At 62.2% G+C, this 26,910-nt stretch carries 27 protein-coding genes and 5 tRNA genes; 4 read left to right on the forward strand and 28 right to left on the reverse strand.

Annotated features, from left to right (window positions below):
* From FBR05_10355 to FBR05_10430, 16 genes are all read right to left on the reverse strand, one after another.
* On the reverse strand, positions 1-1,731 hold a 1,731-nt coding region (locus FBR05_10355), incomplete at its 3' end, for a DNA-directed RNA polymerase subunit beta (protein ID MDL1872598.1).
* Positions 1,732-1,835: 104 nt separating this feature from the next.
* A complete protein-coding gene (locus FBR05_10360) occupies positions 1,836-2,219 on the reverse strand; it encodes a 50S ribosomal protein L7/L12 (GenBank protein ID MDL1872599.1) in 384 nt (127 codons plus the stop codon).
* Between the two features lie 60 nt (positions 2,220-2,279).
* The gene (locus FBR05_10365) at positions 2,280-2,798 is read right to left on the reverse strand and encodes a 50S ribosomal protein L10 (GenBank protein MDL1872600.1); all 519 of its coding nucleotides are present in this window, start codon (positions 2,796-2,798) and stop codon (positions 2,280-2,282) included.
* 181 nt (positions 2,799-2,979) lie between these two features.
* Positions 2,980-3,672 carry a 50S ribosomal protein L1 gene (locus tag FBR05_10370; protein MDL1872601.1) on the reverse strand — a complete coding sequence of 231 codons (693 nt, stop codon included), beginning with the start codon at positions 3,670-3,672 and terminating at the stop codon, positions 2,980-2,982.
* A gap of 22 nt (positions 3,673-3,694) precedes the next feature.
* On the reverse strand, positions 3,695-4,117 hold the full coding sequence (rplK, locus tag FBR05_10375; protein ID MDL1872602.1) for a 50S ribosomal protein L11: 423 nt from the start codon (positions 4,115-4,117) through the stop codon (positions 3,695-3,697).
* 88 nt (positions 4,118-4,205) lie between these two features.
* Positions 4,206-4,736, reverse strand: coding sequence for a transcription termination/antitermination factor NusG (gene nusG / locus FBR05_10380; protein ID MDL1872603.1), 531 nt, complete (start codon positions 4,734-4,736; stop codon positions 4,206-4,208).
* Positions 4,737-4,753: 17 nt separating this feature from the next.
* Positions 4,754-5,131, reverse strand: a complete 378-nt coding sequence (gene secE / locus FBR05_10385) for a preprotein translocase subunit SecE (protein ID MDL1872604.1) — start codon at positions 5,129-5,131, stop codon at positions 4,754-4,756.
* A gap of 274 nt (positions 5,132-5,405) precedes the next feature.
* A tRNA-Trp gene (locus tag FBR05_10390) sits at positions 5,406-5,481 on the reverse strand.
* Between the two features lie 107 nt (positions 5,482-5,588).
* The gene (rpmG, locus tag FBR05_10395) at positions 5,589-5,738 is read right to left on the reverse strand and encodes a 50S ribosomal protein L33 (protein ID MDL1872605.1); all 150 of its coding nucleotides are present in this window, start codon (positions 5,736-5,738) and stop codon (positions 5,589-5,591) included.
* Positions 5,739-5,776: 38 nt separating this feature from the next.
* Positions 5,777-7,000: an elongation factor Tu gene (tuf, locus tag FBR05_10400; protein ID MDL1872606.1), complete on the reverse strand. Its 1,224-nt coding sequence runs from the start codon at positions 6,998-7,000 to the stop codon at positions 5,777-5,779.
* A 39-nt stretch (positions 7,001-7,039) separates the two neighbouring features.
* A tRNA-Thr gene (locus FBR05_10405) sits at positions 7,040-7,112 on the reverse strand.
* Positions 7,113-7,135: 23 nt separating this feature from the next.
* Positions 7,136-7,209, reverse strand: a tRNA-Gly gene (locus FBR05_10410).
* A 96-nt stretch (positions 7,210-7,305) separates the two neighbouring features.
* Positions 7,306-7,388, reverse strand: a tRNA-Tyr gene (locus FBR05_10415).
* A gap of 312 nt (positions 7,389-7,700) precedes the next feature.
* A tRNA-Thr gene (locus FBR05_10420) sits at positions 7,701-7,773 on the reverse strand.
* A 261-nt stretch (positions 7,774-8,034) separates the two neighbouring features.
* Positions 8,035-8,799, reverse strand: coding sequence for a 23S rRNA (guanosine(2251)-2'-O)-methyltransferase RlmB (rlmB, locus tag FBR05_10425; GenBank protein MDL1872607.1), 765 nt, complete (start codon positions 8,797-8,799; stop codon positions 8,035-8,037).
* A gap of 82 nt (positions 8,800-8,881) precedes the next feature.
* Positions 8,882-9,202: a hypothetical protein gene (locus FBR05_10430; GenBank protein MDL1872608.1), complete on the reverse strand. Its 321-nt coding sequence runs from the start codon at positions 9,200-9,202 to the stop codon at positions 8,882-8,884.
* 429 nt (positions 9,203-9,631) lie between these two features.
* Between FBR05_10430 and FBR05_10435 the strand changes: the two genes are divergently transcribed.
* Positions 9,632-10,342 carry a hypothetical protein gene (locus FBR05_10435; protein MDL1872609.1) on the forward strand — a complete coding sequence of 237 codons (711 nt, stop codon included), beginning with the start codon at positions 9,632-9,634 and terminating at the stop codon, positions 10,340-10,342.
* Here the strand turns inward: FBR05_10435 and FBR05_10440 are convergent, their stop codons facing one another.
* Positions 10,343-10,642 carry a BolA family transcriptional regulator gene (locus FBR05_10440; GenBank protein ID MDL1872610.1) on the reverse strand — a complete coding sequence of 100 codons (300 nt, stop codon included), beginning with the start codon at positions 10,640-10,642 and terminating at the stop codon, positions 10,343-10,345.
* 92 nt (positions 10,643-10,734) lie between these two features.
* On the opposite strand from FBR05_10440, the gene speA reads away from it, so the two are divergent.
* The gene (gene speA, locus FBR05_10445; GenBank protein MDL1872611.1) at positions 10,735-12,684 is read left to right on the forward strand and encodes a biosynthetic arginine decarboxylase; all 1,950 of its coding nucleotides are present in this window, start codon (positions 10,735-10,737) and stop codon (positions 12,682-12,684) included.
* Here speA and FBR05_10450 read toward each other — a convergent pair whose 3' ends face one another.
* Positions 12,685-13,329: a phosphatase PAP2 family protein gene (locus FBR05_10450; protein ID MDL1872612.1), complete on the reverse strand. Its 645-nt coding sequence runs from the start codon at positions 13,327-13,329 to the stop codon at positions 12,685-12,687.
* Between the two features lie 112 nt (positions 13,330-13,441).
* On the reverse strand, positions 13,442-13,990 hold the full coding sequence (amrA, locus tag FBR05_10455; GenBank protein MDL1872613.1) for an AmmeMemoRadiSam system protein A: 549 nt from the start codon (positions 13,988-13,990) through the stop codon (positions 13,442-13,444).
* A gap of 63 nt (positions 13,991-14,053) precedes the next feature.
* Between amrA and coaBC the strand changes: the two genes are divergently transcribed.
* On the forward strand, positions 14,054-15,265 hold the full coding sequence (gene coaBC, locus FBR05_10460; protein MDL1872614.1) for a bifunctional phosphopantothenoylcysteine decarboxylase/phosphopantothenate--cysteine ligase CoaBC: 1,212 nt from the start codon (positions 14,054-14,056) through the stop codon (positions 15,263-15,265).
* Positions 15,266-15,377: 112 nt separating this feature from the next.
* Here coaBC and FBR05_10465 read toward each other — a convergent pair whose 3' ends face one another.
* Positions 15,378-16,559: a hypothetical protein gene (locus FBR05_10465; protein ID MDL1872615.1), complete on the reverse strand. Its 1,182-nt coding sequence runs from the start codon at positions 16,557-16,559 to the stop codon at positions 15,378-15,380.
* 122 nt (positions 16,560-16,681) lie between these two features.
* Positions 16,682-17,596: a hypothetical protein gene (locus FBR05_10470; protein ID MDL1872616.1), complete on the reverse strand. Its 915-nt coding sequence runs from the start codon at positions 17,594-17,596 to the stop codon at positions 16,682-16,684.
* Between the two features lie 23 nt (positions 17,597-17,619).
* On the opposite strand from FBR05_10470, the gene FBR05_10475 reads away from it, so the two are divergent.
* The gene (locus tag FBR05_10475) at positions 17,620-18,444 is read left to right on the forward strand and encodes a uracil-DNA glycosylase (protein MDL1872617.1); all 825 of its coding nucleotides are present in this window, start codon (positions 17,620-17,622) and stop codon (positions 18,442-18,444) included.
* Here FBR05_10475 and FBR05_10480 read toward each other — a convergent pair.
* The 7 genes from FBR05_10480 to FBR05_10510 form a co-directional block, all read right to left on the reverse strand.
* Entirely contained in the window at positions 18,441-18,968 is a 528-nt protein-coding gene (locus tag FBR05_10480) for a hypothetical protein (protein MDL1872618.1), read from the reverse strand. The genes FBR05_10475 and FBR05_10480 overlap by 4 nt on opposite strands.
* A gap of 19 nt (positions 18,969-18,987) precedes the next feature.
* On the reverse strand, positions 18,988-19,689 hold the full coding sequence (gene pyrF / locus FBR05_10485) for an orotidine-5'-phosphate decarboxylase (protein ID MDL1872619.1): 702 nt from the start codon (positions 19,687-19,689) through the stop codon (positions 18,988-18,990).
* Positions 19,690-19,692: 3 nt separating this feature from the next.
* Positions 19,693-21,402, reverse strand: a complete 1,710-nt coding sequence (locus FBR05_10490; GenBank protein ID MDL1872620.1) for a proline--tRNA ligase — start codon at positions 21,400-21,402, stop codon at positions 19,693-19,695.
* A gap of 34 nt (positions 21,403-21,436) precedes the next feature.
* Complete coding sequence (gene ispG, locus FBR05_10495; GenBank protein MDL1872621.1) at positions 21,437-23,419, reverse strand: (E)-4-hydroxy-3-methylbut-2-enyl-diphosphate synthase; 1,983 nt, start codon at positions 23,417-23,419, stop codon at positions 21,437-21,439.
* An 83-nt stretch (positions 23,420-23,502) separates the two neighbouring features.
* Positions 23,503-24,081, reverse strand: coding sequence for a hypothetical protein (locus FBR05_10500; protein MDL1872622.1), 579 nt, complete (start codon positions 24,079-24,081; stop codon positions 23,503-23,505).
* A gap of 324 nt (positions 24,082-24,405) precedes the next feature.
* Positions 24,406-24,906, reverse strand: coding sequence for a hypothetical protein (locus tag FBR05_10505; GenBank protein MDL1872623.1), 501 nt, complete (start codon positions 24,904-24,906; stop codon positions 24,406-24,408).
* A 229-nt stretch (positions 24,907-25,135) separates the two neighbouring features.
* Positions 25,136-26,278, reverse strand: a complete 1,143-nt coding sequence (locus FBR05_10510; protein MDL1872624.1) for a tetratricopeptide repeat protein — start codon at positions 26,276-26,278, stop codon at positions 25,136-25,138.
* Positions 26,279-26,910: the final 632 nt, after the last annotated feature.

The following is a 26,910-nucleotide window of genomic DNA, read 5'->3' on the forward strand; positions in this document are numbered from 1 at the left end:
GATGTTCGGACCTTCGGGCGTCTCGATCGGGCAGATGCGGCCGTAGTGGGTGGCGTGGACGTCGCGGACCTCGAAACCCGCTCGCTCGCGGGTCAGGCCGCCCGGCCCCAGGGCCGAGAGGCGTCGCTTGTGCGTGACCTCGGAGAGCGGGTTGGTCTGGTCCATGAACTGCGAGAGCTGGCTGGAGCCGAAGAACTCTTTCACCACCGCCGAAACCGGCTTGGGGTTGATCAGGTCGTGCGGCATGAGGGTCTCGATCTCCTGGAGGCTCATACGCTCTTTGATCGCCCGCTCCATGCGGACCAGGCCGATGCGGTATTGGTTTTCGAGGAGCTCGCCGACGGCGCGGACGCGGCGGTTGCCGAGGTGGTCGATGTCGTCGACCTGCCCGAAGCCGTCCTTCAGGTTGACCAGGTACTTGATGGTGTCGAGGATGTCCTCTTTGCGCAGGGTCGTGATCTCGAGCGGAACGTCGTAGCCGAACTTGTGGTTGATCTTCAGGCGGCCGACCTTGGAGAGATCGTAGCGCTCGGGGTTGAAGAAAAGATTTTCGAAGAAGGCCGTGGCCGTCTCGATGGTGGCCGGGTCGCCCGGACGGAGCCGTCGGTAGATCTCGGTGATGGCCTCCTCGGTCGTGGGCACCTTGTCGATCAACAGGGTGTTGCGGATGTAGGGACCCACGTTGAAATTGTCGATGAAGAGCAGCGGAATTTCGGCGATCTTGCGCTTCTTGATCTCCTCGAGCTTCTCCTCGGTGAGGATCTGGTTGCACTCGAGGACGACCTCGCCGGTCGCCTTGTCGACGATGTCGTGGGCGGCGGGACGGCCGACCACCTCTTCGAGCTCGACGGGGATCTCGTTGACCTTGGCCTTCTGCAGCTTCTCGATGGCCGATTGGTTGAACTTGCGGCCCTTCTTCACCAGGACCTCGCCGGTCTTGGGATGCTTGATGTCCTTCGCCGCGCGCTGCATGGTGAGGATCTCGGGCTCGACGGTCTTGAAGAGGTTCTTGCCCTCGTAGGTGAAGGTCTCGGTCTTGTAGAAGTAATTCAGCATCTGCTCGGTGTTGAGGCCGAGGGCGCGGATCAGGACGGTGACCGGCAGCTTGCGCCGGCGGTCGATGCGCACGTAGACGATGTCCTTGGGGTCGAACTCGAAGTCCAGCCAGGAGCCGCGGTTGGGGATGATGCGGGCGGAATACAGCAGCTTGCCCGAGCTGTGGGTCTTGCCCTTGTCGTGCTCGAAGAACACGCCGGGCGAGCGGTGCAGCTGGGAGACGACGACGCGCTCGGTGCCGTTGATGATGAAGGTACCGGTGTCGGTCATCAGCGGGATCTCGCCGAAGTAGACCTCCTGCTCCTTGACGTCGCGGATCGAGCGGCCGCCGGCGTCGTCGCTGACGTCCCAGACGACCAGGCGCACGGTCACCTTGAGCGGGGCGGAAAAGGTCATGCCGCGCTCGCGGCACTCGTTGACCTCGTAGGCCGGGCGCTCGAAGCGGTAGGAAACGAACTCGAGGCTGGCGGTCTGGTTGAAATCGCGGATCGGAAAAACGCTCTTGAAGACGCCCTGGAGGCCGGTGTCGGCTCGGGATTCGGGGGCCACGTCGGCCTGGAGGTATTTATCGTAACTGAGCTTCTGGATCTCGATCAGGTTGGGCAGCTCGACGATCTTGTGGATCTTGGAAAAATCCTTGCGCAAAATCCCGGTGGGAACATGAGAAGAACTCATGACGTCTCCTAGCGAATAATTGTCAACGCGGGCTCAAAAAACGGAAAAAAGGAGATTTCCCCCTCGCCCGGAGGGGGAAATCCCTTCTGAATATCGAAGACGGACTACTTGATTTCGACTTTGGCGCCGGCCTTCTCGAGCTGGTCCTTGATCTTGGCCGCGTCTTCCTTGTTCACGCCTTCTTTCACGGTCTTCGGAGCGCCTTCGACCAGATCCTTCGCCTCTTTGAGGCCCAGACCGGTGATGGTGCGGATCTCCTTGATGACGTTGATCTTGTTGTCGCCGGAGCTCGCGAGGACGACCGTGAACTCGGTCTTCTCCTCGGCCGCAGCGGCGCCGCCGCCGGCCGCGCCGCCCGCCACGACCGCCACGGGGGCGGCGGCGGAGACGCCGAACTTCTCTTCGAAGGCCTTCACCAGGTCGGCGACCTGAAGAAGGGTCATGTTTTCGATCGTTTCCAGGATGTCTTCAGCTTTCACGATAGCCATTTTAATTTCTCCTTAAATTTTTTTTTTAAAAAATGGGTGATGTCGAATTAACGGTTTCTTTTATGCGGATTTCTTGTCGCGGATCGCCGCGAGCACGGTCACCAGCTTTCGCGGCATCGCGCTCATGACGTTCACCAGGTTCTGCGCCGGGGCGTTCATCGACCCGAGCAGCTTGGCGAGCAACTCCTCGCGGGAAGGCAGTTTGGACAAGGTCTCGATCTGGGCGGCGTCCATGACCTTTCCGGACAGGAAGCCTCCCTTGATCTTGGCCTTCTCGAACTCCTTCGCGAACTTGACCAGGACCTTCGCCGGAGCGACGGGATCCTTCGCGCTCGTCACGACGGCCGTGGGGCCGACGAAGAGCTTCGTCAGGGGCTCCATGTCGGTGCCCTTGATGGCGAGACCGGCCAAGGTGTTTTTCAATACCTTGAGCTCGGCGTCGTTTTTGCGAAGCTCCTGGCGGAGCTTGGTCATTTCGCTGACCGTGAGGCCTTGATATTCCGCAAGAAGGGTCACCGAGGTCCTTTGGAAGCGCTCCTTGAGCGATTCCACGGCCTGTGCCTTCTGCTCTCGATTCATGGTCTCTCTCTTTCCGCCTTCAACCCCCATCGGTTAAGGAGGTTGAGGGCTGTGGGTTGTTGTTTCAGGCCGCGTAAAGAGGGAAACCGAATCCCGTCTGCGTGGGCGTTATCGCTAACATTATTCGGCTCGGTGAAGAGCCGGACCCACGGTCTTTGACGCACCCATTCAAAAAATAATATCAGCCGACCCCGACGGTGCTCGGGTCGATCCGAATCCCCGGGCTCATCGTCGCCGAGATGGCGACGCCGCGGAGGAAGGTGCCCTTGCTCGAGCTGGGCTTTGCCTTCACCACGCCTTCGATGAGGGAGAGGACGTTGGCTTTAATCTTTTCGGGACCGAAGGACAGCTTGCCGACCGGCGCGTGGACGATGCCCGCCTTCTCGTTGCGGAACTCGACCTTGCCGGCCTTGAGGTCCCGGACCGCCTTGCCGATGTCCATGCTGACCGTGCCGACCTTGGGATTGGGCATTAAACCCCGCGGACCCAACACCTTGCCCAACTTGCTGACCGAAGCCATCATATCAGGCGTGGCAACCACTTTATCAAAGTCCATCCAGCCGCCTTGGACCTTCTCGATCAGCTCGTCGGAACCCGCCGCGTCGGCGCCGGCCTCGAGGGCCTCTTTCTCCTTGCCGCCCTTGGCGAAGGCGATGACCCGCACCGTCTTGCCCAAGCCGTGCGGCAGCGCCACCGCGCCGCGGACCATCTGGTCGGTCTGCTTGGCGTCGATGCCCAGTCGCAGGGCCACTTCGACGGTCTCGTCGAACGTGGCCGACTTCAACTGGGTCAGGAGGCCGACGGCCTCGTCCAGGGTGTACTTCTTGTCCGGGTCCACTTTCGTGGCGGCGTTTTTGTATTTCTTTCCTGCCATAATATCCTCGATTCGATGATCCTTACTTCACTTCGATGCCCATGCTGCGGGCGGTTCCCTCGACCGTGCGGACCGCGGCGGCCAAGTCGCGGACGTCGAGGTCGGGCAATTTCAGCTTGGCGATCTCTTCCACCTGCGCCTTGGTCACGGTGCCCACCTTGGTCTTGTTGGGCGTACCGGAGCCCTTCGGAACCTTCGCCGCCTTCAGCAGCAGGATGCTCGCCGGAGGGGTCTTGGTGATGAAGGTGAAGGAACGGTCCTGATAGACGGTGATCACCACGGGGATGATCAGGCCCGCGTCTTTTTGGGTTCGCGCGTTGAACTGCTTGCAGAACTCCATGATGTTGACGCCGTGCTGACCCAGCGCAGGGCCGACAGGCGGGGCCGGGTTGGCCTGGCCGGCCGGGCATTGCAGCTTGATGTACGCTTGGACTTTCTTTGCCATAAATAACCTCTGCTAAAGCTTCCTTTTAAGCCTTGGCGGATTTTCTTACCGCCTTCGGGGAGGGCAAACACGAGATTCGCCCCTATTTTTAGGTCTTCTCCACCTGCATGAAGTCGAGCTCGATCGGCGTGGAGCGGCCGAAGATGCTGACCAATACCTTTAACTTGCCCTTTTCCGGATTCACCTCTTCGACCATGCCGTTGAAGGTGGCGAAGGGACCGTCGACCACGCGCACGTTCTCGCCCTTCTCGAAGCTCACCTTCGGCTTGGGCCGCAGCGTGCCCTCGTCGATCTGCTGGGTGATGCGCCGAACTTCCTCTTCGGGAACGATCGGCGGGTTTGTGCTGTTGCCGACGAAACCGGTGATCTTGGGCGTGTTCTTGATCAGATGCCAGGTGTCCTCGTTGAGCTCCATCTTCACCATGATGTAGCCGGGGAAGAACTTCCGCGAGGTCGTCTTCTTGACACCCTTCTTCATCTCGACCACGTTTTCGGAGGGGACGAGGATCTCCGAGACGTATTCGCCCTTGCCCAGGGCGCGCACGCGCTCCTCGAGGGCCAGCTTGGCCTTCTGCTCGAATCCCGAATAGGTATGAACGACGTACCAATGATGGGCCATAAACGTCTCAGTCCTTATTACAGGGTCAACAGCCTCGCCGTCAGCGTTCCCCAGAGGGCGTCGAAGCCGAACATGATCAGGGAGGCGATGCCCACCATCACGATGATCACGCCGGTCGAGGCGACCGTCTCCTGCCGCGTGGGCCAGGTGACCTTGGACAGCTCGGTGGCGACCTCTCCCAGGAAGTTGTAGCTCTTCGCATTGCTGCGGAAAAACAGGAAGAGCCCCAAAGCCACGACCAGCGCAACGAGGGCCGGCAGGCTCAAGGGCAGGTTTTCCATCAGCGGCAGGCGAAACAGGTCCCAGATCTGCAGCAGGAATTGATACAGGAGGAAGCCCACGGCCACCGCCGCCAAGCCCAATCCCAAATCGATGTATTTTTTATAGCGATCCATGACGAATGAATTCCTCGGCTCCGACCGTTTACATCTCTCCAGAGAAGGACCGGAGATAAATGGCAGGAGAGACAGGTCTCGAACCTGCGGCTATTCGCCGCCACGGGCAAAGCCCGTATCGGCTAAGGCCCAGGGGGCGGCTTCCGAGCAAAGCTCGGTAGCTTCGCTCTATCACTATCGCGCAGTTTGCCCGGCCACAACGTGGCCGGTTTGCCTGCTTGATCCCCCTTCAACCCCCAGCGGTCTCTTTATCTCTCCTTCGCTCTCCTTAAAATGGCAGGAGAGACAGGTCTCGAACCTGCAACCCCCGGTTTTGGAGACCGGTGCTCTACCAATTGAGCTACTCTCCTATTCGCAAGCCCGAAGCAAGTTCGGGCTTGCTAAAGCCCAGGGGGCGGCTTCCGCCCTCCCCCTTCAACCCCCAGCGGTTGCTGTTGGGGGCATTTATTAAACAAAATTACTTCGTCTCCTTGTGCGGGGTGTGTTTGCGGCAGGTGCGGCAAAACTTGCTCCGCTCAAGGCGATCCGGGGTCTTGGTCTTGTTCTTTTTGGTGGAGTAGTTGCGGTTCTTGCAAACCGTACACTCCATTTGAATGATGCTGCGCATAACCTGTTGAGGGCCGTTCGCGAACGGCCCCTACCTCTTTATTCAATAATCTCAGTGACGACGCCCGCGCCGACGGTGCGTCCGCCCTCGCGGATCGCGAACCGCATCTCTTTCTCCAGCGCCACAGGCGTGATCAGCTCCACCGTGATCGCCGCCACAGGCGTGATCAGCTCCACCGTGATCGCCACGTTGTCGCCGGGCATCACCATCTCGACGCCCGCAGGCAGCTCCACGATCCCGGTCACGTCCGTCGTCCGTACGTAAAACTGCGGCCGGTATCCCTTGAAAAACGGCGTGTGGCGCCCGCCCTCTTCCTTGCTCAAAACGTATACCTCAGCCTTGAACTTCTTGTGCGGCGTGATCGAACCCGGCTTCGCCAATACCTGCCCGCGCTCCACTTCTTCCTTCTTCGTCCCGCGCAGCAAGGCCCCGATGTTGTCGCCCGCCCGACCTTCGTCCAGCAGCTTCCGGAACATCTCGACCCCCGTGATGACCGTCTTCTGCGTCGGCTTGAATCCTACGATCTCGATCTCTTCGCCGACCTTCACGATCCCGCGCTCGATACGACCCGTCACCACCGTCCCGCGGCCCGATATCGAAAACACGTCCTCGATCGGCATCAAAAACGGCTTGTCCACCGGACGCTGCGGCTCGGGTATATACTCGTCGATCGCGTCCATCAGCTTCATGATCGCCTGCTCGCCAAGCTCCCCGGTGTCCCCCTCCAGCGCCTTCAACGCAGACCCCTTGATGATCGGCGTCTTGTCGCCCGGGAACTTGTACTTGCTCAGCAGCTCGCGAACTTCCAATTCGACCAGGTCCAGCAACTCCTTGTCGTCGACCATGTCGCACTTGTTCATGAACACCACGATGTACGGTACACCGACCTGCCGCGCCAACAGGATGTGCTCCCGCGTCTGCGGCATCGGGCCGTCCGCCGCGCTCACCACCAATATCGCCCCGTCCATCTGCGCCGCGCCCGTGATCATGTTCTTCACGTAGTCCGCGTGGCCGGGACAGTCCACGTGCGCGTAGTGCCGCTTGTCCGTCTCGTACTCCACGTGCGCCGTCGCGATCGTGATACCGCGCTCCCGCTCTTCAGGTGCCTTGTCGATCTGGTCGTACGCCAAAAACTGCGCCTTCCCCTTCGACGCCAAAACCTTCGTGATCGCCGCCGTCAACGTCGTCTTCCCGTGGTCCACGTGCCCGATCGTCCCTACGTTCACGTGCGGCTTCGTTCGCTCAAATTTAGCTTTTGACATGCCGTTTCAGAACTTTGTCGAAACTTTATCGCAATGCTGAGCCCACAATCAGAATCGAACTGATGACCTTCTCCTTACCATGGAGATGCTCTACCGACTGAGCTATGTGGGCGGTGGAACTATTTGGTTTCAATAAGCGGGAGACGGGGCTCGAACCCGCGACCCTCAGCTTGGAAGGCTGATGCTCTAGCCAACTGAGCTACTCCCGCAAATGCCGACGATCGTGTCTCTCAAGCTCCGTCGTCCGATTTCAAACACCGCTGACGTCTTCCGCCGACGCCATTCCTTCGAATCACATCATCCTGTGGAGAGGGAAGGATTCGAACCTTCGAAGGCATACGCCGGCAGATTTACAGTCTGCTCCCTTTGGCCACTCGGGCACCTCTCCATTCGCCGAACCCGGCAAAGCCGGGCTCGTCTAAAGCCCAGGGCGTTTGCCTCCTCGCCCTTCAACCCACACCGGTTAAGGAAGTTTATGTCTAAACTTCCTTAAACGATCATGGTGCCAATCCCAACAAGGGGGGCGGCTTCCGCCCTCCCCCTTCAACCCCCAGCGGTTAAGGTACTTTCATTTTTCAAAAGTTCCTTTGGGCCAATGGGAGCTTTCCAAATTTTCAGAGGAAGCGCTTTAGCTCCGCTTCATTCTTTTCGCGCTCATGCTTCGCCGCGCTTTGATGGCCAATCCTCTCAAAAAGCAAAAAGCCGACGACCGGGATCGAACCGGTGACCTACTGATTACAAATCAGTTGCTCTACCAGCTGAGCTACGTCGGCAAAGTAAAGCTTACCGGCCCGAAACGCGTTGCGACGCTCGTTCTCGAAGCCAAAATCGGTTCCGAAGGCCTATGAAATTTATTTTCTAATCCTTGAAAATTATTGAATTTTTTAGGATTTCACCATGGTCAAATGGACGTGGCCTTCAAAAAAGTGGACCGTGTATAGTAACGCGGCCCGGCCCTGTCAAGCCTAAATAAAGCAAGATCGACGGGTATTTAGCGACCTTTTTCGCCCCTCGCGCCGCGCCGCCCCGGCGTCTCACTCCCGACCCGATTTCGATCGACTTTTCAAATTTTCGTACAGACATACTGCCGCCGTGGCGGCGACGTTGAGGCTCGAAATCTTACCAAGCAGCGGGAGTCGAATCAAGAAGTCACATTTCTCATGAATCAGGCGCCGCATCCCCTTCCCCTCCGAACCCAGGACCAAGAGGGTCTTCGCCGGCCAATCGAAGGCCAAGGCATCCTCCTTCGCCTCCAAGCTGGTCCCCACGGACCAAAAACCGGCCTCTTTGCAAGCCTCGATCGCCCGTGCGAGGTTGACGACCTTGGCCACCCTCAGGTGCTCGCTGGCCCCCGCCGAGGCCTTGCAGACCGCCGGGGTCACGTGGGTCGCCCGATCTGTGCAGATCAGGACGCCGTCCGCCCCGCAGCCCTCGGCGCTCCGCAGGATGGCGCCCAGGTTCTGAGGGTCTTGGATCTGATCCAGAGCCAATAGCAAAGCCGTCTTTTTTTCCAATAACTTAGGAAGCAAGGCCTCTAGTTCTACATACGGGTATTCGCCTGCCTCCACGGCCCAACCCTGGGCCAAAATACCGGGGAGCCTGCCCTCGAACCAGTCGCGACCGACGGCACTGCAACGGACCCCCAGGCGTGCAAAGTTCTCCAGGGCCTCCTCCAGCTGGGGATCGGATTTCGCGGTGTTCAAGTGGAAGAAGCGATGGAACTTGCGCCTGCCGGCGCGCAGAGCCTCGAGGATGGGGTTTTTACCGTAGAGGAGTTCGGTCATAGGCGACCGCCCCATCGGCCGGGGGATGGAACGGGCATAAAAAAAGGCCCGCTCCCCCTAGGAGCGGGCCTTCCCGTAACGTAACATCCTCACAAAATCAAGCCGTATAGGTGCCGAAGATCCGGACCTTCTGGTCCATGAGGTCGGTCTCGATGCGGCGGAGGGCCTCGGGGTTCTCGCGCTTCAGGTAGCGCCGCGCCATGAAATAGGCCCGTTTGTAATTCTCCATCTTGTCCAGGAGGTCTTCCTGGGCAATCAGGTCTCCCGCCTCCTGCAGCTCCATGCGGGCGTATTCGTGACCGAAGGAGCTGTTCTGCAGGATCATCTCCCACTCCTGGGTGCCTTGACCGGCCGCCGGCTTTTCAACACCCTGCTCTTCCAGGATCGCTCGACCATACTCGATATCGATTACCGCCATCGTCTCACCTCTGCCTTAATCTAAAAGCAATTCCTTTGCCAAAGGAACCAAGGCAGGCCGACGACATATCTGTTTAATATTATTAAGTTTTTAAACTAGCCCGCCCGGCCATCCCTCTGCGGGATAGGACCCCTCTCCCCGAAGCGTCGGAGAATGGGGCCAGACTGGTGATTGAAGTCCACAGGGAAGCGGGATGAATTAAGAAAAACAGAGGATGGAATAAGTGATCGCCAGGGCCGCGGCCTTGGTCAGCTTCTTCACGATACGCATTTCGACACTCCTTTCTCGGCGGGGCCTTGTGGGCCTGCCGATTTCGCCGCTTAAGATGGATGGGAAACGCGAAAGGTTAGTGACGGGATGGAAAATTTTTGAAAAATCTTGCCACGCCCGGGCTTGTTTTTTGCCGGTCTTGCCACTAAAAGGGGGCGCATGAAAACGACTGCCCTCCCCAAGCTCTACCAGTACAACGTCTGCCCCTTCTGTTGGAAGGTCAAGGCCCTGCTCGGCTATAAAAAGGTCCCCTACGAGGCCGTGGAGGTCCATCCCCTCAACAAGAAGGAGATCAAGTTTTCCAAAGACTACAAAAAGGTCCCCATCTTCATCGACGCGGCCGGGAACCAGGTCAACGATTCGACCCCGATCATGAAGTACATCGACGAAAAGTATCCCGAGTCGCCCGTCTTCGCCCAAGGCGCCGCCGAACGCGAAAAGGAGGCGAAATGGCTGAAATGGGCCGACGCGACCCTGGTGCGCGCCCTGCCGCCGCTGATCTACCGCAATCTGGGCGACTCCCTGCAGGCCTTCGATTACATCACGCAGCAAGAGAAGTTTAATTGGCTCCAGCAGCGGACCATCAAGTACTCCGGGGCCCTGGTCATGACGATGGTGGCCAAGAAGAGCGCTAAGGAACAGGGCATCGCCGACCCCGAGGCCCACCTCAAGACGTGCCTCAAGGACTGGGCCGAGGCACTGGGCTCAAGCAACTACCTGGGCGGGAATAAGCCCAACGCGGCCGATCTGGCGGCCTTCGGCATCTTAAAGAGCATCGAGACCCTGCCGGCCTTCCGCTGGGTCCGCGATAACCGCAAGGTCTGGGATTGGTACCAGCGGGTCGACCGGGCGGCCCTGCAGGCGGCCTAGCTAGTGCCGACCGCCCTTAGCCCGCTCCCGCCACTGCTCGGGGCTGAAGGTATGCAGCGCCAGGGCATGGATCTGGCCTCCGAAGAGCTCCCGAAGGGCCTCGTTCACCATCCGGTGCTGCTCGACCAGCCCCTTCCCCGTAAAGGCCTCCGCCACCACCGTGACGATGTAGTGACCCCCTCCGCCCTGGCGAGCCCCGGCGTGGCCGGCGTGCTTGGCGCTGTCGTCTAAGACCTCCAGGAAGACGGGCTTCAGCCGCTCCCCCAGGATCCGCTCAATGTTTCGAATCTGTGAATTCATATCCCTTTCGTGATATTTTTTTTGAATCCCGAAGGGATTCGTTATAGGAGCCTGCCGGTCCCAGGGCCCTCAGCCCTCGGCCAGGAACATCCATGGGAAGCGAAAAAAATCCGGCGAACGAGTGGTCGGTCGCCAAGGCGATCGAATACTACAACATCGACAAGTGGGGCTCGAATTATTTCTGGGTCAACGACAAGGGGCACCTTTCGATCCAGCCCTACGGCCGCGAGGGCCCCAGCATCGACATCATGGACGTCGTCGACGACATCCGCGAGAAGCAGCTGGGTTTCCCCTGCATCATCCGCTTCCAAGACATCCTGCGCTCGCGGGTCGTCACGCTTAACGATAGCTTTCGCCGCGCCATCCAAGAGTCCGGTTACAAGGGGCAGTACTTCGGCGTCTACCCGATCAAGGTCAACCAGATGCGCGAGGTGGTCGAGGAGATCCTCGACGCCGGCGCGCCCTACCACTACGGCCTAGAGGCCGGCAGCAAGGGCGAGCTGCTGACCGTGCTGGCCCTCAACACCGACCCGCAGGCCCTGACCATCTGCAACGGCTACAAGGACGAGCCCTTCATGCGCCTGGCCATGCTGGGCCGCAAGCTCGAGCGCAAGGTCATCGTGGTCATCGAGAAAATCTCCGAGCTGCCCCAGCTGCTGCGCGTCGCCGAAGAGATGCAGGTCGAACCCTACGTCGGGCTGCGCGCCAAGCTCACCACCAAGGGCACGGGGCGCTGGGAGCACAGCGGCGGCGACTTCGCCAAATTCGGCCTCACCATCCCCGAGATCATGCAGGCGGTGAACATCCTCAAGGAGGCCAAAAAAGAGCATTGCCTGAAACTCTTTCACTTCCACGTCGGCAGCCAGATCACCGACATCCGCACGGTGAAGGAATCGGTCAAGGAAGGGGCGCGCATCTTCGCCAAGCTCTGCAAGATGGGTTTCAACATCGAGTACTTCGACGTCGGCGGCGGCCTGGGCGTGGATTACGACGGCTCCCAGACCACCGGCCAGTCCTCGATGAACTATACCCTGGACGAGTACGTCTCCGACGTCGTCTACAACCTCCAGCAGATCTGCGCCGAGGAAGAGGTTCCCGAGCCCAACATCACCAGCGAATCCGGCCGGGCGATCGTGGCCCACCATTCCTGCATCGTCATGTCCGTCTTCGGCCACATCGAGATCGGCAGCAACCCCATCCTGCCCAACGGCCGAGAGGAGCCCCAGGTCGTGCAGGAGATGCGCGAGATCGTCGGCGGGCTCAACCGCAAGAATTTCCTCGCCACCTTCCACGACGCCTCCACTAAGAAAGAGGAGGCCCTCTCGATGTTCAAGCTGGGCCTGCTCGACCTCGAGGACCGTGCCAAGGTCGAGACCCTGCACTGGCAGCTCTGCCGCGAGATCATCAAGATCCAGGAAAAGCTCCGCCGCGTCCCCGAGGACACTGCGAAGCTCGGCGACCTCCTGGCCGACCAGTACCTCGCCAACTTTAGCCTCTTCCAGACCGCACCCGACCACTGGGCCTTCGACCAGCTCTTCCCGATCGTGCCGATCCACCGCCTCGACGAGCCGCCCACGCGCGAGACGACCATCGTCGACATCACCTGCGACAGCGACGGCAAGATCGACCGCTTCATCGACCCCATCGTCGACAGCCGGGACACGCTTTCCCTGCACCCCCTCAAGGAGGGCGAGCCCTACTACATCGGCATGTTCATGCTGGGCGGCTACCAGGACATCATGGGCGACATGCACAACCTCTTCGGGCGGGTCAACGAGGTTCACGTCTTCTGCGACGACGAGGATCCGGAAGATTATTATCTGGAGGAGGTCATCCCGGGCGACCGGGTGAAAGACGTGCTCTCGCGGGTGCAGTACTCCCCTTCCGAGCTGCTCAAGACGGTGAAGACCGCGATCGACCAGCAGGTGCGCAAGGGCGCGGTCAAGCCCAAGGAGGGCGTGAGCCTCATCGACTTCTACGAAGAGACCATCAACGGCTACACCTACCTGCGCTCGGGTCCGCCGGTCGCCAACGGCGTCTGATCAGGCCGGCGCCGCCGGCTCGACCACCTCGGTCTCCTCCTGCGGCTCGCGGGCAAGAAACAGGGCCGTCATCAACCAGGACACGCCCAAGCCCCCGGCCAAATCCAGCACGTAGTGCTGCTTCATGAACAATATCGACGCAGAGACGATCGCCGCCAGCAGGTAAAAGACCGGCGCCAGGCGCGGACGCTGCCAGCGGACGATGGCGGCGCTGATCATCGCCAGGGCGACGTGGAGGGAGGGAAAGCAGTTGTAGGGCTCGTCGATCCAATAAAAAAACCGGAGGATATGGGTGAAGAAATCGTAGGGCGGCTGCAGGTCGACGCGCAACTCGTACTTGACGGGAAAAAGCAAAAAGCAGGTGAAGCAGATCACCCCTGCTCCGATGAAGGCCTTGGCCGCCGCCTTGATGAGAGGGTAGTTGTTCCAGCACAGGAAAAAGGTGACGACCGGAATCAAATAAACGATCGAGTAAAAGGGCGCGAAGTACTTGATGAAGGGTATTTGGTGGTCCAAGGCGATCGCGAGGTCATAGCTGGCCCCCTGTCGCGACAAGTAGGCGTTGATGCCCAGGTATCCTGCGATGTGAAAGGACAGATTGCCGAGGAGCCAGGCGAATTTTTTGGCGGTCAGTGAATTCAGCATGGGGTGTTTTATGTCAGCTCAGACAGTCCTCGGTCCCTCCAGGGACACTCTCTTCCCCGCACCGGGGCGATCTATTTATAGCAATAGGGAGCTTGGAATTTCGATCCATTGTTTAGATTTCTTTCTCAGAAAATACCTCCGCCGTAAAGGCCTCGATGAGGACCCGGCCCTGTTTCCAGAACTCCATCGGAAGGCCGGCCTTCGCGCAGGTATGGCTGAGGAAGGTCTCGGCGTCCCAGCCGTAGGAGGTCGCGACCTGGGGGAGGAGCAGGCCGCTGCGGCTCCCGGCGCTGACGATCAGGCCGTGCTCGCCGACGCGGATCTGCGAAACGTCTTTTAGGATTTCCGGATCGGACAGGACGCTGATCTCGAAATGCAGCTCCGACAGCTCCTCGAAGCGGACGGGAGAAAAGCGGTAATCCTGGGTGGCCGCCGCCACGGCCATCTCCTGGACGGTCCGGAAGAGCGGCGCGGCGGAGCGGATGCGACCGATGCAGCCCCGCAGATCCTCGAGCCGGTGCAGGCTGACGAAGGCCCCGCCGGAACGGTGCAGGGCCGGCAGCTCGCTGGGCAAGACCAGTTCCCGTCCCTCGCGGACCTTTCGCTCGACGGCGCCGCGCGCCAGACCCAACAATTCGCCGCGTTCCTCGGGATGCAACATGCCGCCCAGTGTACCGCGTTTTTCTTGTTTCGGTAAGAATCTCTTTCCTGGTATAAAGTTCTCGTGAGCCTGAAAGGTAAAAAGATCCTGCTCGGCGTGGGCGGCGGCATCGCCGCCTACAAGTCCTGCGAGCTGCTCCGCCGCCTCACCGAGCGCGGCGCCGACGTGCACGTCGTCCTGACGCCTTCGGCCCAGCAATTCGTGACGGCCCTGACCTTCCAGGCCCTCTCCCAACACCCCGTGCACACCGACCTCTTCAGCCTGACCGAAGAATCCGAGATGAGCCATATCAAGCTGGCCGACGAGGCCGACTTGCTCTTGATCGCCCCGGCCACCGCCGACCTCATCGCCAAGTTGGCCCACGGCATAGCCAACGACCTACTGACCACCGTGGCCCTCGTCACCCGCGCGCCGGTCTTTTTCGCGCCCTCCATGAACGTCAACATGTGGGAGAAGGACGTCGTTCAGAACAACGTCCAGACACTGCTCCGCCGGGGCTACCGCATGGTCGAACCCGCCGAGGGCTACCTGGCCTGCGGCTGGGAGGGCAAGGGCCGCCTCGCCGAGCCCGAGGTCATCCTCTCCGCCGTCGAGCGCCACTTCTCGGACGGAGGCTCCGGCAAAAAAAAAAGCCTCGCGGGGCTTAAGGTCCTGATCAACGCGGGGCCCACCCGCGAATTCCTCGATCCCGTCCGCTTCCTCAGCAATCCCAGCAGCGGCAAGATGGGCTTTGCCCTGGCCGAGGCCGCGCGCCGCCGCGGCGCCGAGGTCACCTTGGTCGCGGGACCGGTCGCGCTGCCGACACCCGAGGGGGTGCGCAGGATCGACGTGGTTTCTTCCGCCGAGATGCGGGAGGTCTGCGAAAAACACTTCCCCCAGGCCGACCTCTTCATCGGCACCGCCGCGGTCGGCGACTTCGCCCCGGCGAAGGCCCTGCCGCAAAAACTGAAGAAAAACGGCCGCGCCCTGCGGCTCGAGCTCCAACCCACCACCGACATCCTGCTCACCCTGGGCAAGACCAAGCGCAAAGGCCAAGTCTTGGTAGGCTTCGCCGCCGAGACGGAGGCTTTGATTTCCAACGCGAAGGAAAAGCTGAAGAAGAAAAACCTCGATCTGATCGTCGCCAACGACGTCTCGCAGCGGGACATCGGCTTCGCCGGCGAGGACAACTGCGTCACCTTGATCGACCGCGGCGGGAAGGCGACCCCGCTCGAAAAAATGCCGAAGACCGCCGTCGCCGAACGGATCCTCGACGCGGTCGAAAAGCTGGTCTAGCGAGCCGCCGACAAGAGGCTTGGTTCAGGCCGCAGGCGGTCTGCCGACCGGATTTCGGCGCCAAAAAAAAAGCCCCTCTCGCGAGGGGCTTTGAAACCGAAAATTCGAACCGCTATTCCTTGAGGATCGAAAATCCCGAAATGAACTGCTTGAGGAAGTCCTCGTTGAAATCGATGGAATTTCCTCCCACGACCTTTACGGGAGGCACGGAAATGGTCTTCGCGTCCGGGAGATCCGCCAACATCTTCTTCAGATCGATGGCGAAGGAATAATCCGAGGCGGCCATCCACACCATGCGCCCCTTCAGGGATTCCTTCAGCTGACTAGCGATCAGCGCGTCGTCCAACTGCTTCGGGTAGGCATCGCCGCTGCCCACAATGATGCCCGGCTTTACCTTGAAGTTGGCCGCGGCCTGGATCATCGCGGTGAAAAGCGAGTCGAGGTAGGGGCCAGCCTCCGAGGCGTTTCCGTCGGCCTTCAGGCTGAGGAACTTGGCGTCGGCGTTGAGATCGGCGGCCAAAGCGTTAACGTCGGCCAGGCTGGCCGCCGAAGAAACGCCCATGTCGTAATGAGAGAACACCTTCGAGACCGCGCGGCCCAAGGTAATGTAAAAGTCGGCCGCGGAGGCGTCCGAAAAATTGACCTTGAAGACCTCGGAGGGCTTCCCGACGAAGGCCCCGCTGATCTCGACCTCCAAAAAGCCCGGATCCCGCGACATCGCCTTGGCCAGGACGTGCCAGTCGCCGAAATTGCGGTCGATGAACTCGAAGACCTTGCCGACCACGTCGTTAGGCGTGCGCCCCGCGTCCATCTGCTTCTTGAGATAGTGCAGGATCATCGGCCAGTTGTCCAGATTGCCGGTCAACCCGTCCATGATGGGGTCGAGGTTGCTGGGATTGCCGCTCGGCCCGAAGAGGCTGTTGGCTTGGACCTTTTGCAAGAGAAGGAACTCGACCTCGGGGCTCTCGAAGGCCAGGGCGAATCGTGAAAGGAAGGCGATCAGCGCCGCCTTGGTATCCGGCTTATCGGGATTGGCCTTCACGCTGTCATTGAAGGCGCAGCTGGCGCGGCCGTTGGCCGTCTTGAAATCGCCGCTGTTGAAGGGGGCCAGAAAATCCCCGCTGCCCTCGCAGCCGTCGACCAGGGCCTTTTCGACCTCCTCGCCCGTCGTCACTTGGGCGGGGCCTTGATCCTCGGCCGCCGGGGCCTGGGGCGCCTTCTGGCCCTTATCGCAGCCGGTGTAAGTGAAAGTCGCGAGCAAGACCACCAGACCTAATGCCTTCCAGTTTTTCATGAACCGTTCCTTTCGTGATGAGGGAAACCCAGCCCTTGCAGGCCCCTGTCCCTCTTATCGGAGCCGCCAGGGTCTTAAGTTGTCAAAGGGACTATATAAATATTCTAAGCCAATCCAATAACTTACTGAAGCGCGTCGGTGATGACCGGGAGGTCCACCGGCTTGTAGATCCCCTCCTTGAGCCTTTCCTTGATCTCCCCGACCAGCCCCCGGGCGCCGGACCGGCTGACCAGCCCCCGCCGGGTGTAGCTGCGCAGGTCCTTTACCATCTCCTTGGCATAGAGCAGCTTCAGCTGCCCGGCCGGGTCGGCCCTGAGCACCCGCGCCTTCTCGGGCCCCTGCAGGAATTCGATCAAGACCTCGTGGCAGAGATTTTTGTATTCGCGGACGTCCTTGTCCTCCAGCTCGTACTCGCTGCGCTTGGCCAAGAGCTCGGCGGCGTGGCGCCACTTGTTCATCCGCTGCACGAGCAGCAGGCTGTCGAAGATCTTCTTGTTGGTCTTGAAGCTGAACAGGGTGCGCTTCAGGCTGCGCTCGAGGAAGCGGTCGAGCTCTTGGTAATCCCCCTCCGCCACCTCTTGAAGCGTCGTCCAGACCTTGGGGTCAATCTTGAGGTCGAAGCGCATCTCCCAATAAGTGTGGCGCAAGGTAAGGGTCTCGTAGGAACGGATGATCTTGTAGGGCACGAAGAAATTGTGCGCGACGGTGTCGACCGAGAGATGGGAGAGGTAGCCGTAGAGAAAGGTTCGCTCCCGCTCGGTCTCGGCGCGGTCGAGCATCGGCAGGGCGACGTCCCAGTGATGGCAGTGGTAGAGCTCGCCCGCATACTTCTTGCCGACGATGATGTCGGCGGCGATGGTGCCGTAGAGGAAGGTCTCGGGAAATTTCTTCAAGAGGGCGCGGATCGCCGGCGCCAAAAGGGCCGCGTTGGCCAAGGCGTGCAGGGCGTAGCTCATGTGGGCGCCGGGCCCCCAGGCGTAGGCCGCGGCGGGCAAAAGGAGATAGACAAGGGCCGCCAAAAGGCCGTAGAGCAGCATGCAGGCAGGTTAGAACAAGAGCCATGAAAACGGAAGAGCTTGCGCGAAAAAAGTTGGAGGCCCTCTACCTGGCCGGCGAGCGGGAGCTGCCCGTCGCCGGCGGAATCCCTCAAGCCCTCGCGGCGCCTCCGCCTGCCCGGGCGCCAGCCGTGACGCAGGTCGCCGCCGCGGCGCCGGCCCTTCCCCAGGAGCCCCGCATGCCCCAGCCCGCTTCCCTCCCCCGCCCCGTCCTGCTGGATCCCCATGAGGCCCAGGCCCGGCTCGACGAGATCCGCGCCGACATCGGCGACTGCAAGCGCTGCCGCCTCTGCGAGCAGCGGACCCACATCGTCTTCGGCGTCGGCAATCCCCGCGCCGAGCTGATGTTCGTCGGCGAGGCCCCCGGCCGCGACGAAGACCTGAAGGGCGAGCCCTTCGTGGGGCGCGCGGGGCAGCTGCTCACCAAGATCATCGAGGCGATGAAATACAAGAGGGAAGATGTCTATATATGTAACGTGGTCAAATGTAGGCCTCCCGAAAACCGCAACCCCGCCCCCGACGAGATCGCCACCTGCGAGCCCTACCTGCTGCGCCAGATCGAGACCATCCAGCCCAAGGCGATCGTCGGCCTGGGTAACTTCGCCGTGCAGACCCTGCTCCAGACCGAGGCCAAGATCACCGGCCTGCGCGGCCGTTTTCACCCTTGGCCCTCCGCGATCGTGAAGGCCAAGTTCGAGACCAGCCTGCCGGAAGGCTCCATCCAGATGATGCCCACCTACCACCCCGCCTTCCTGCTGCGAAATCCCGCGATGAAGCGCCCCGTCTGGGAAGACATGCAGAAGGTGATGGAGCTGCTGAAAAAATCCTAGGGCTTGCTTGCGAGCGCGGTGGCCGAGGCTTGTCCCTCGGGCAGCAGCTGCTTCAAGAGGCTGGACTCGCGCTGGTAGAAGCCCTCGGTATGAAAGGAATCGCCTAGCTTGAGCAGTGCGTAGTCGAGGTGGTGCATGACTTCGTGCAGGAGGGTTCGCAGGAAGGTCTTGAAGGCGACCACCTGGATGCGCTTGGCGGTGCGCATCCAGACGGTGATCACCGGCGTCGCGCCGCGCTTCGCCTCGTAGAGGCCGTGCAACTCCCCCCAGTTGTGGGAAGGCCGCCGCTCCAGCACCTTGACGCGGACCGCCGGGGTGCCGAAGACCCGGTTCAAGGCGTTGACCAAGGCCTGGGCCCCTTCCTGGGTCCGCGGCTGGTTGCCCGCGGCGAGGGCCTGGGAAAGATAGGCGACCAGGGGTTGAAACCGCTCGGCTTGAGGAATCTGGAGGGAGGTAATGCCGTCGCTGCGGCGGTAGATCTTCTTCTGGGCGGCGTTCAGGCGGCGGTAATAGGCGAAGGGCATCCTCGGCCTCGCTTCAGGGTCATTTCTTTTTCAAAATTTCCATCGCGACCCGCTTCGGATCCGCGGCTGCCAGGATCGGGCGTCCCACGACCACCGCGTCCGCGCCTAGGGCGAAGGCCTCCTCCGGGGTCTTGACGCGCTTTTGGTCGCCGCGCTCGGCGCCGGCCGGGCGCACGCCCGGCGTCACGATCTTGAAAGAATGGGGCAAGGCGGCGCGCAGCATCGCGATCTCCTGCGGCGAGCAGATCACGCCGTCCATCCCGGCGGCCTGAGCCAGGCGGGCGAGGCGCCCGACCTGCTCGGCGGGCGTGGCGGCGAGGCCGAACTCCTCGAGGGAATCCATCGAGGTCAGGACGGTCACCCCCATCAGAAAGGGCGCGGGGACCTTGCGGCGCCGGGCCTCCTCGCGGGTGGCGGCGACCGCGGCGCGCATCATCTCGGAGCCGCCGCTCGCGTGGAGCGTGAGCATCTCCACGCGATTGCGCACGGCCTCGCGGCAGGCCTCGGCGACGGTGTTGGGGATGTCGTGGAACTTGAGATCGAGGAAGATCCGCTTGCGCCGCCGCTTCAAGAGCTTGAGGACGTCGGGGCCGTAGTGCGTGAAGAGCTTGAGGCCCACCTTGTAGAAATCGACGGCGGGGCCGAGTTTTTTGAGGATGGCTTCGACCTCGCGGGTGCTGTCGAGGTCGAGGGCGACGATGAGCTTGGAGAGTTTGCGCATGAATTATTGCCCGCGATGAATTTCCAGCAAGCGCTCCAGCGCTTGCGCCGGCGGCACCTTCTCCACCTCGCCCGTCTTTCGGGCCTTCACTTCCAGCAGGCCTTCCTTCAGTCCCTTCCCGCCGACCACCACGCGGTAGGGAATGCCCAGCAGGTCGCTGTCCTTGAACTTCACCCCCGGGCTCTCGTCGCGGTCGTCCCAGAGCACCTCGAGGCCGGCGCGCCGCATCCCCTCGTAGAGCTCGCGACTCGCCTGCAGCACCGCCGCGTCGCCCACGTTGAGCGTCACCAGGTGGAAGTGGAAGGGCGCGATGGGATAGGGCCAGACGATGCCGTTGGCGTCGTGATTTTGCTCGATGGCGGCGGCCGCGGTGCGGCTGACGCCGATCCCGTAGCAGCCCATCGTCATGACGCGCTCCTGGCCCTTCTCGTCCAAAAACTTGGCGTTCATCGCCGCGGAGTACTTGGTGCCGAGGAAGAAGACCTGCCCCACCTCGATGCCGCGGTGCTCCTCGTAGAGCCCCTCGTTGCACTTCGGGCAGGCGTCTCCCGCGGTCGCGCGCCGCAGGTCGAAGAAGCCCTTCGCCTCGAAGTCGCCCAGGTTGACTCCCGTCAGGTGGAAATCGCGCTCGTTGGCCCCGGTGACGAAGTCTTTCATCTCGGCCACGGCCAAGTCGGCGTAGAGCGGGGCCTTCAGTCCCACCGGCCCGGTGAAGCCCACCGCGCTCTTCAGGACGCCCTCGATCGTCGCCGCCGAGGCCATCTCGAGTTTGCGCACGCCGGCGACCTGCTCAAGCTTCGCGCCGATCAGCTCGTGGTCGCCGCGGACGAGGGCCGCAATGGGGCCCTGCTCGCTCTCGTAAATCAGGATCTTCGCCAAGTCTTGAGGACGCACGCCGAGACAATGCGAGACCTCCTCGACGCTGGTCTTGCCGGGGGTGGCGACCTTCTGGAATTTTCCAGCGACCTTCTCGACCTTGGCCGGATCGACCGAGCCGCGCACCGCCGCCTTCTCGACGTTGGCCGCGTAGTCGCAACGCGTGCAGGTCAACACCGGGTCTTCCCCGCTCTTGGCGAGCACCTGGAACTCGTGGCTCAGGCTGCCGCCGATCGCGCCGGTCATGGCCTCGACGGGCCGGAAGACCAGGCCGCAGCGCGCGAAGATGCGCTTGTAGGCCTCGTACATGAGCCAGTAGGTCTTCTTGGCGTCGTCCTCGTCGGCGTGAAAGGAATAGCCGTCCTTCATGACGAACTCGCGGCCGCGCATCAGGCCGAAGCGCGGGCGGATCTCGTCGCGGAACTTGGTCTGGATCTGAAACAGGTTAAGCGGCAGCTGCCGGTAGGAGTTGACGTTCTGCCGGATCAGGTCGGTGATCGCCTCCTCGTGAGTCGGCCCGATGCAGAAGTCGCGGTCGTGCCGGTCCTTGAAGCGCAGCAGCTCTTTCCCGTAATAATCCCAGCGCCCGGTCTCTTTCCAGAGCTCGGCCGGCATGACAACGGGCAGTAGGACCTCCTGGGCGCCGTCGCGCTCCATCTCCTCGCGGATGATCTTCTCGATCTTCTCCAGGACCCGCAGGGCCAGGGTCAGGAAAGAATAGACCCCCGCGGCGGTCTTGCGGATCATGCCCGCGCGGAGCATCAATTGGTGGCTGACGACCTCGGCGTCGGCCGGGGCCTCGCGGAGGGTGGGGATTAAGAGTTGGGATTGTTTCATAGGATCGTGGCAGACACCCGCTCAAGGCGGGGCGCTAGGCCGCCGGCGGCTCCACCCAGCGGTTGTGCTTTTTAATCAATTCGATCAGCTTTTCGTCGGCGACCTCGGAGGGGATGTTCTTCTCGACGCAGTCCTTCCCGACGTAGAGGTGGATGCGGCCCGGGCCCCCGCCGACGTAGCCGAAGTCGGCGTCGGCCATCTCGCCGGGACCGTTGACGATGCAGCCCATGATCGCGATCTTGACCCCCTTGAGATGCTGGGTCTTCGCCTTGATGCGCTGGGTGGTCTCTTGCAGGTCGAAGAGCGTGCGCCCGCAGGAGGGGCAGGCGATGAACTCGGCCTTGCTGATGCGCAGGCGGCTCGCCTGCAGGATGTTGAAGGCCAGGCGCGTCGCCTCGCCCGGCGCCGCCCCGCCGATCTCGATCGAGTCGCCGATGCCGTCCATCAAAAGCGAACCTAAGGCGGAGGCGGCCTCGAGGGTGACGTCCTCGAAGATCTTGGCGTCGACCGCGAGGTGGATCGGGTGTCGAATCCCTTCCTTGGCCAACAGGGCCGCCAAGCGACGGTAGTCGTAGATCGGCTGCCGCGAGTCGAGGCTGAGCGCGAGCGGCGCGGAAAGCTTGAGTATGGGCAGGCGGTCGACCAGGGCCGCGACCGAGTCGAAGCGCAATTCGAGGAGCTTTTGGTTCTTCTGCGCGAGGCGGGCCAGCTCTTTGAGCTGCTCGGAGGCGATCTCCGGCTGGACCCGCAACCGGGCCGCGTCCCAGACCACCAGGGCCTCGCGGGCCGCCGTGGGATCCGAGACGACGAGGCCGATTTGCGTCGTCGGCAATAGCTCGGCGGCGCGGTCGCGAAGCGCGTCGAGGACCTCGGTGCCGGCGCCCGCCGGCGCCTCGAGGAAGAGCAGGTCCATGACGGGCTCCTCGCCCTTCCGCGACCGGGCCCAGGTTTCCAGTGCCGAAAAATCCGCAACCGTCGCAGTCGGAGCCCGATAGGTCGCAACGACGCCGTACATGGCCGCGGCGCCGACCTTGCGCTCGCCGGCCAAAATCGCCTGGCTCTCGCGGCGCTGCCGATGCATGGGGTCCCAGGAGATCTCGAGGCCCTCGGCCGGCGCCGCTTCGACTTGGCCAAGCCGGTCGTTGAACTTCTTCACCAGCTGCCGGGCGACGGGGATCTCGTGGATGGAGTCCTCGGTCAGGCTCACGCGCACCGTGTCGCCGATGCCGTCCTCGAGCAGGGAGCCGATGCCGATCGCCGACTTGATGCGGCCATCCTCGCCCTCCCCCGCCTCGGTGACGCCCAAGTGGAAGGGATAGTCCATGCCCAGTTCGGCCATGCGCTGCGCCAGCAGGCGGTAGGCCTCGATCATGATGAAGGGCGAGCTGGCCTTCATGGAGATGATGAGATCGCGATAGCTTTCGGCCTCGCAGAGGCGAACGAACTCGAGGGCCGACTCGACCATGCCGAGCGGGGTGTCGCCGTAGCGGTTCATGATGCGGTCGCTGAGCGAGCCGTGGTTGGTGCCGATGCGCATCGCGACGCCGTTCTGTTTGCACTTGCGGACCAAGGGGATGAATTTTTCGGCCATGCGCGCGAGTTCGGACTCGTACTCGGCGTCAGTATACTCTTTGACGGCGAAGAGCTTGCGGTCGGCGTAGTTGCCCGGGTTGATGCGCACCTTCTCGACGTGGTCGGCGGCGATCATCGCGGCCTGCGGCGTGAAGTGGATGTCGGCCACCAGCGGGACCTTCACGCCCGCGGCGCGGAGCTGCTCGCGGATGTTCTTCAAGTTTTCGGCGTGGTGGATGGTCGGGGCGGTGATGCGGACGATCTCGCAGCCGGCCTCGGCCAATTGCTTCGCCTCGCGGACTACGGCCGCGGTGTCCATGGTGTCGGAGATGGTCATCGACTGGACTCGGATGGGATTGGCGCCGCCGATCCCGACGTCGCCCACCTTGACCTCGCGGGTCTTGCGCCTGCGGTAGGAAAAGAGCGAAGCGGTGTACAAAGCCATGCAGGCCTTATTTCACGCCGAAAAAAAGGGGTCAAGCCCGGAAGCTTGACCCCTCATACCCCCAAATGACGGATTTTACTGGCTTAGGCCGGCTTGCCGCCGCCAAAGAGGACCTCAATGCCCTCTCGGCCAAGGAATCCATAGGTGCGTTCGCCGCGCACCACGCCCGTCGCCTGCAAGGAACCGACGGGGGTGTGAACCTTCGGTTGGGTCTTGGGCTTGGGGCCTGCCGCGCGGGAGGGCGAGCTGCCGGCGCGATCCACGTCGGCCGTGTAGCGCAGCACCGGGGCCGTGGGGCGGTGACGCTGGGTGAATTTCGGCTGATGCGCCGAGAGCAGGGCCGTGGCGCCGTCGGTGCCCACGGTGCGAATGCCGTGGCTCATCTTGATCCCTTGGCCCTTGGTGGCCAGGGGCGGGGCGTCGCTCAAGCGCAGGCCGTAGGGGCCTTCGGTGTAACCGCGGGTCACGCCCTTCAGGCCTTGCGAGGCCGCATAGGCCTGCTTGTTGTCCGTGCTCGCCTTCGCGGGGGCCGGCTTGGCGGCCGCCTTCTTGGCGGGCGCGGGTTTGGCCGCGGCAGGATCGCCCAGTAATCCAATATCGATGAGAAGCTGTTCGGTTTCGGAACGAGCGGGTTTGGAAGCGGCAGGTTTAGTCGGTGCCATTGTGTTTTTTCCCTTTCTACACAATAGCCCCTTTACATTTCGTCCTGGAGTCAGACGCCATGCACCCTTCAAGGGAAAAGATAAGCAAGCTATATGCCAATACCACTTACAGCCCTGGGGTCTGAATGGGGAGAAACGAAAAAAGTAAGTTATTATAATTAGTTATCGAATAATAAAGTCTGGACAGACTTTTGCGCGAAATGACGCGGCGCATCCCGCAAGGCGAGGATTTTGGGGTAGCCCCCCCTCATTTTTTAGGGGGGTGGCGGCGCGAACCCCTCAAAAGACGCGGGTTTGCGGGCCTGGAGGGGATTTTCGACCGGCTTAGGCCGCGAAGGCCAGCTGGAGCTGGTTCATCTCGGCGCTGCGCTGGATGGTGTGGCGGATGGCGCGCCACTCGAGGGCCCCTTCCAGGGCGCGGAACTTGCGGCGGGCGGCCATATCGAGGCGGCGGGCCAGGGCGCCAAGCTTGCGGAGCGAGGCCTGGGCACCCTCGTACTGGGCCTGGGCCTTGCGGCAGAGCTCTTGGCGCTGGGCCAACTCGATCGACTGGCTGCGGGCCAAGATGGCCGAGCGGCGGGCTTGCAACAGGCTGTCCTTCAGGAGGGCCAGCTCGGCGTCGAAGTCGGCCTGCTGTTTGGCGGTCTCGACCGAGGCGGCGCTTACGCCCTCGAGGGTGCCGATGGGGAGGGTGGGCAAGGTCTCGGGGTTGACGGCCTCGACCGAACCGCGGTTCCACAGCTTGGCGACGGACTGGATGTTCGAGAATTTCTGGCTGAGGGAAGGATTTTTCGGGTTGCTGGAAAGCTGGGTGCCCATGGGCATGCCTCTTTCATCAGCATGCCCCCGGCATACGCTGTGACGTGTGCAAGCTTATTTAAAGCAAACCGAATGCCATCCCATCGCAAGAAGCCCCTGGAAAGACATCAAGCATATAAGCATATGAAAATAAATAATATTTTTAAATCCACCGAACCTGGCCGAATCCGGATCTAAAGGAAGACGGAGCAAAAACTTGGGGATGAAGGCCTCAAGGCGGGGCCAGGCGGAGGGCTCAGCTCCCCACCAGGCGGCGAAGCTGGGCGAGGCCTTCGGCATGGGGGTCTTGCTCGACCAGCAGGTCGAGCTGGCGACGGGCCTCGGGGAGGTTGCCTAGGCGGCATTGGGCCAGAATCAGATTGCGGCGGTATCGGGAGTCCCCGGCGTGCAGGGCCAGGGCCTGAGAGTATCGGGTCGCGGCCTCACGGTAGCGGCCGGCATCGTATTCCATGTTGCCCAGCTCGTAATGGGCCTCGGAGAAGCGGGGATCGGCCCGCAGTGCGGCCTCGAAGTCCGTCCGGGCGGCCGCGTTGTCGTGGCGCGCGTCCCGTTGCCAAAGGCCCCGATTGAACAGGATGTGGGGGTTGGCCGGGTCCATCCACAGCGCCCGCTGGAAGAGCCCCTGCGCGGCCGCGGCCGAGACGTTCCACTGGTCGAGGGCGCGGTGGTTCCAGTGCCAGGCGAGGAACTCGCGGTCGCTGAGCCGCACCGTTTGTCGGTGCCGGGCGTCGAAGGCCCCGTAAATCGGGTCGAGCAGCAGCGTCCGGCCGCCGACGCGGATGCCCGCGGCGACGTGTTGCACGCGATCGCCGCGGCTGTCCTCGCCCACCCAGACGGGAAAGGCCTCGAAGCCCGCGCGCCGCAGCAGCGTCATCAAGACCTTGGTGAACTCGGTGCAATCGCCGCCCAGGTTGGCGATGGTCTCGTCGAAGTTTCTTTCGGGGAGGTTCTGGCGCACCGAGAGGTTCAGCCCCCGCGCGTCCGTGACCCAGGCGAAGATGTGCCGGGCCAAGTCCAGGTTGGTCCCGCTGGGGAGGGCGTTGGCCGCCCGCCAGGCGGAGAGATCCCGGTCGAAGGCCTGCAGGGCCGCCTGCGTCGCGGCGCCCGAGCCCGGCTCCCAAGGCAAGGCCTCGCCGGCGAAGCGCCGGTAGGCGGAGGTGAGTCCGGAAACGGCGGTGATCCTTTGGAAGAGCTCCGCGCTGTCCAGGCTGCGGTCGGAGGCGCCTTGGGAGGCGCCGCCCCGGACGCGGGAATAGTCGATAGAGGCAAAGCCCTGATCCAGATCGCGCCGCGTCTGGCCGGCAGCGAGCAAGTCCTGGAAGAGGCCCTCCAAGGCGGGTTCGCTCGAGAATCGGACGGTGTAAGGGGGTGGAGTCAAGGCCCTTCCCTTTTCTCGTTATTCCAACAGCTTGTGAATTAATAATTCGAAATCGCCCCGAGCTTGGGGGCTTATCGAGGCGGAGGGTCCTTAGTTGCGGGAAAAGGGGACGGTACCGGAGGGGTCAATCCGAGCCGGTCCCGCGGAGCCGGGTCTCCGGGCTCTCCGGCGCGCTGCGAAGGGATTCCGTCGCGGCCAGGATGCCCTCTTCCAGCCAGGCGTATTCGCCCTTCAGGAAGCTCCCCGCGAGGCGGTAGGCCCGCGCGTCGTCGCGGTCGAAGAGCGCAGCGAAACGGCGGCGGATCTCCTTGCGCTCCTCGCGGCAGAACAGGTCGGCCAGCTCGATCGCGTTGGCGCAATCGCTGCGCTGTTTCGCGAGAGAGAGCGCACGGCTGCAGGCCACCGACATCGCGAAGAGCGAGACGCCGATGTCGACAAGGCGGGCGAGGAGCAGCTGCCGGCGCTCCAGCTTCAACTGGTAGCGCGCCATCGCGTGAAAAATGCCGCGAGCCAGGCGGTGCGCGCAGCGCTCGATAAAGCGCCCGTGCCACGCCAAAGGCCCCATCTCCCCGTGCTTGAACCAGGCCCCCGCGGTCAGCCACTGCCGCGGGTACCACCAGGCGTAGAAGCCG

The organism is Deltaproteobacteria bacterium PRO3, assembly GCA_030263375.1.
Taxonomy (GTDB): Bacteria; UBA10199; UBA10199; order DSSB01; family DSSB01; genus DSSB01.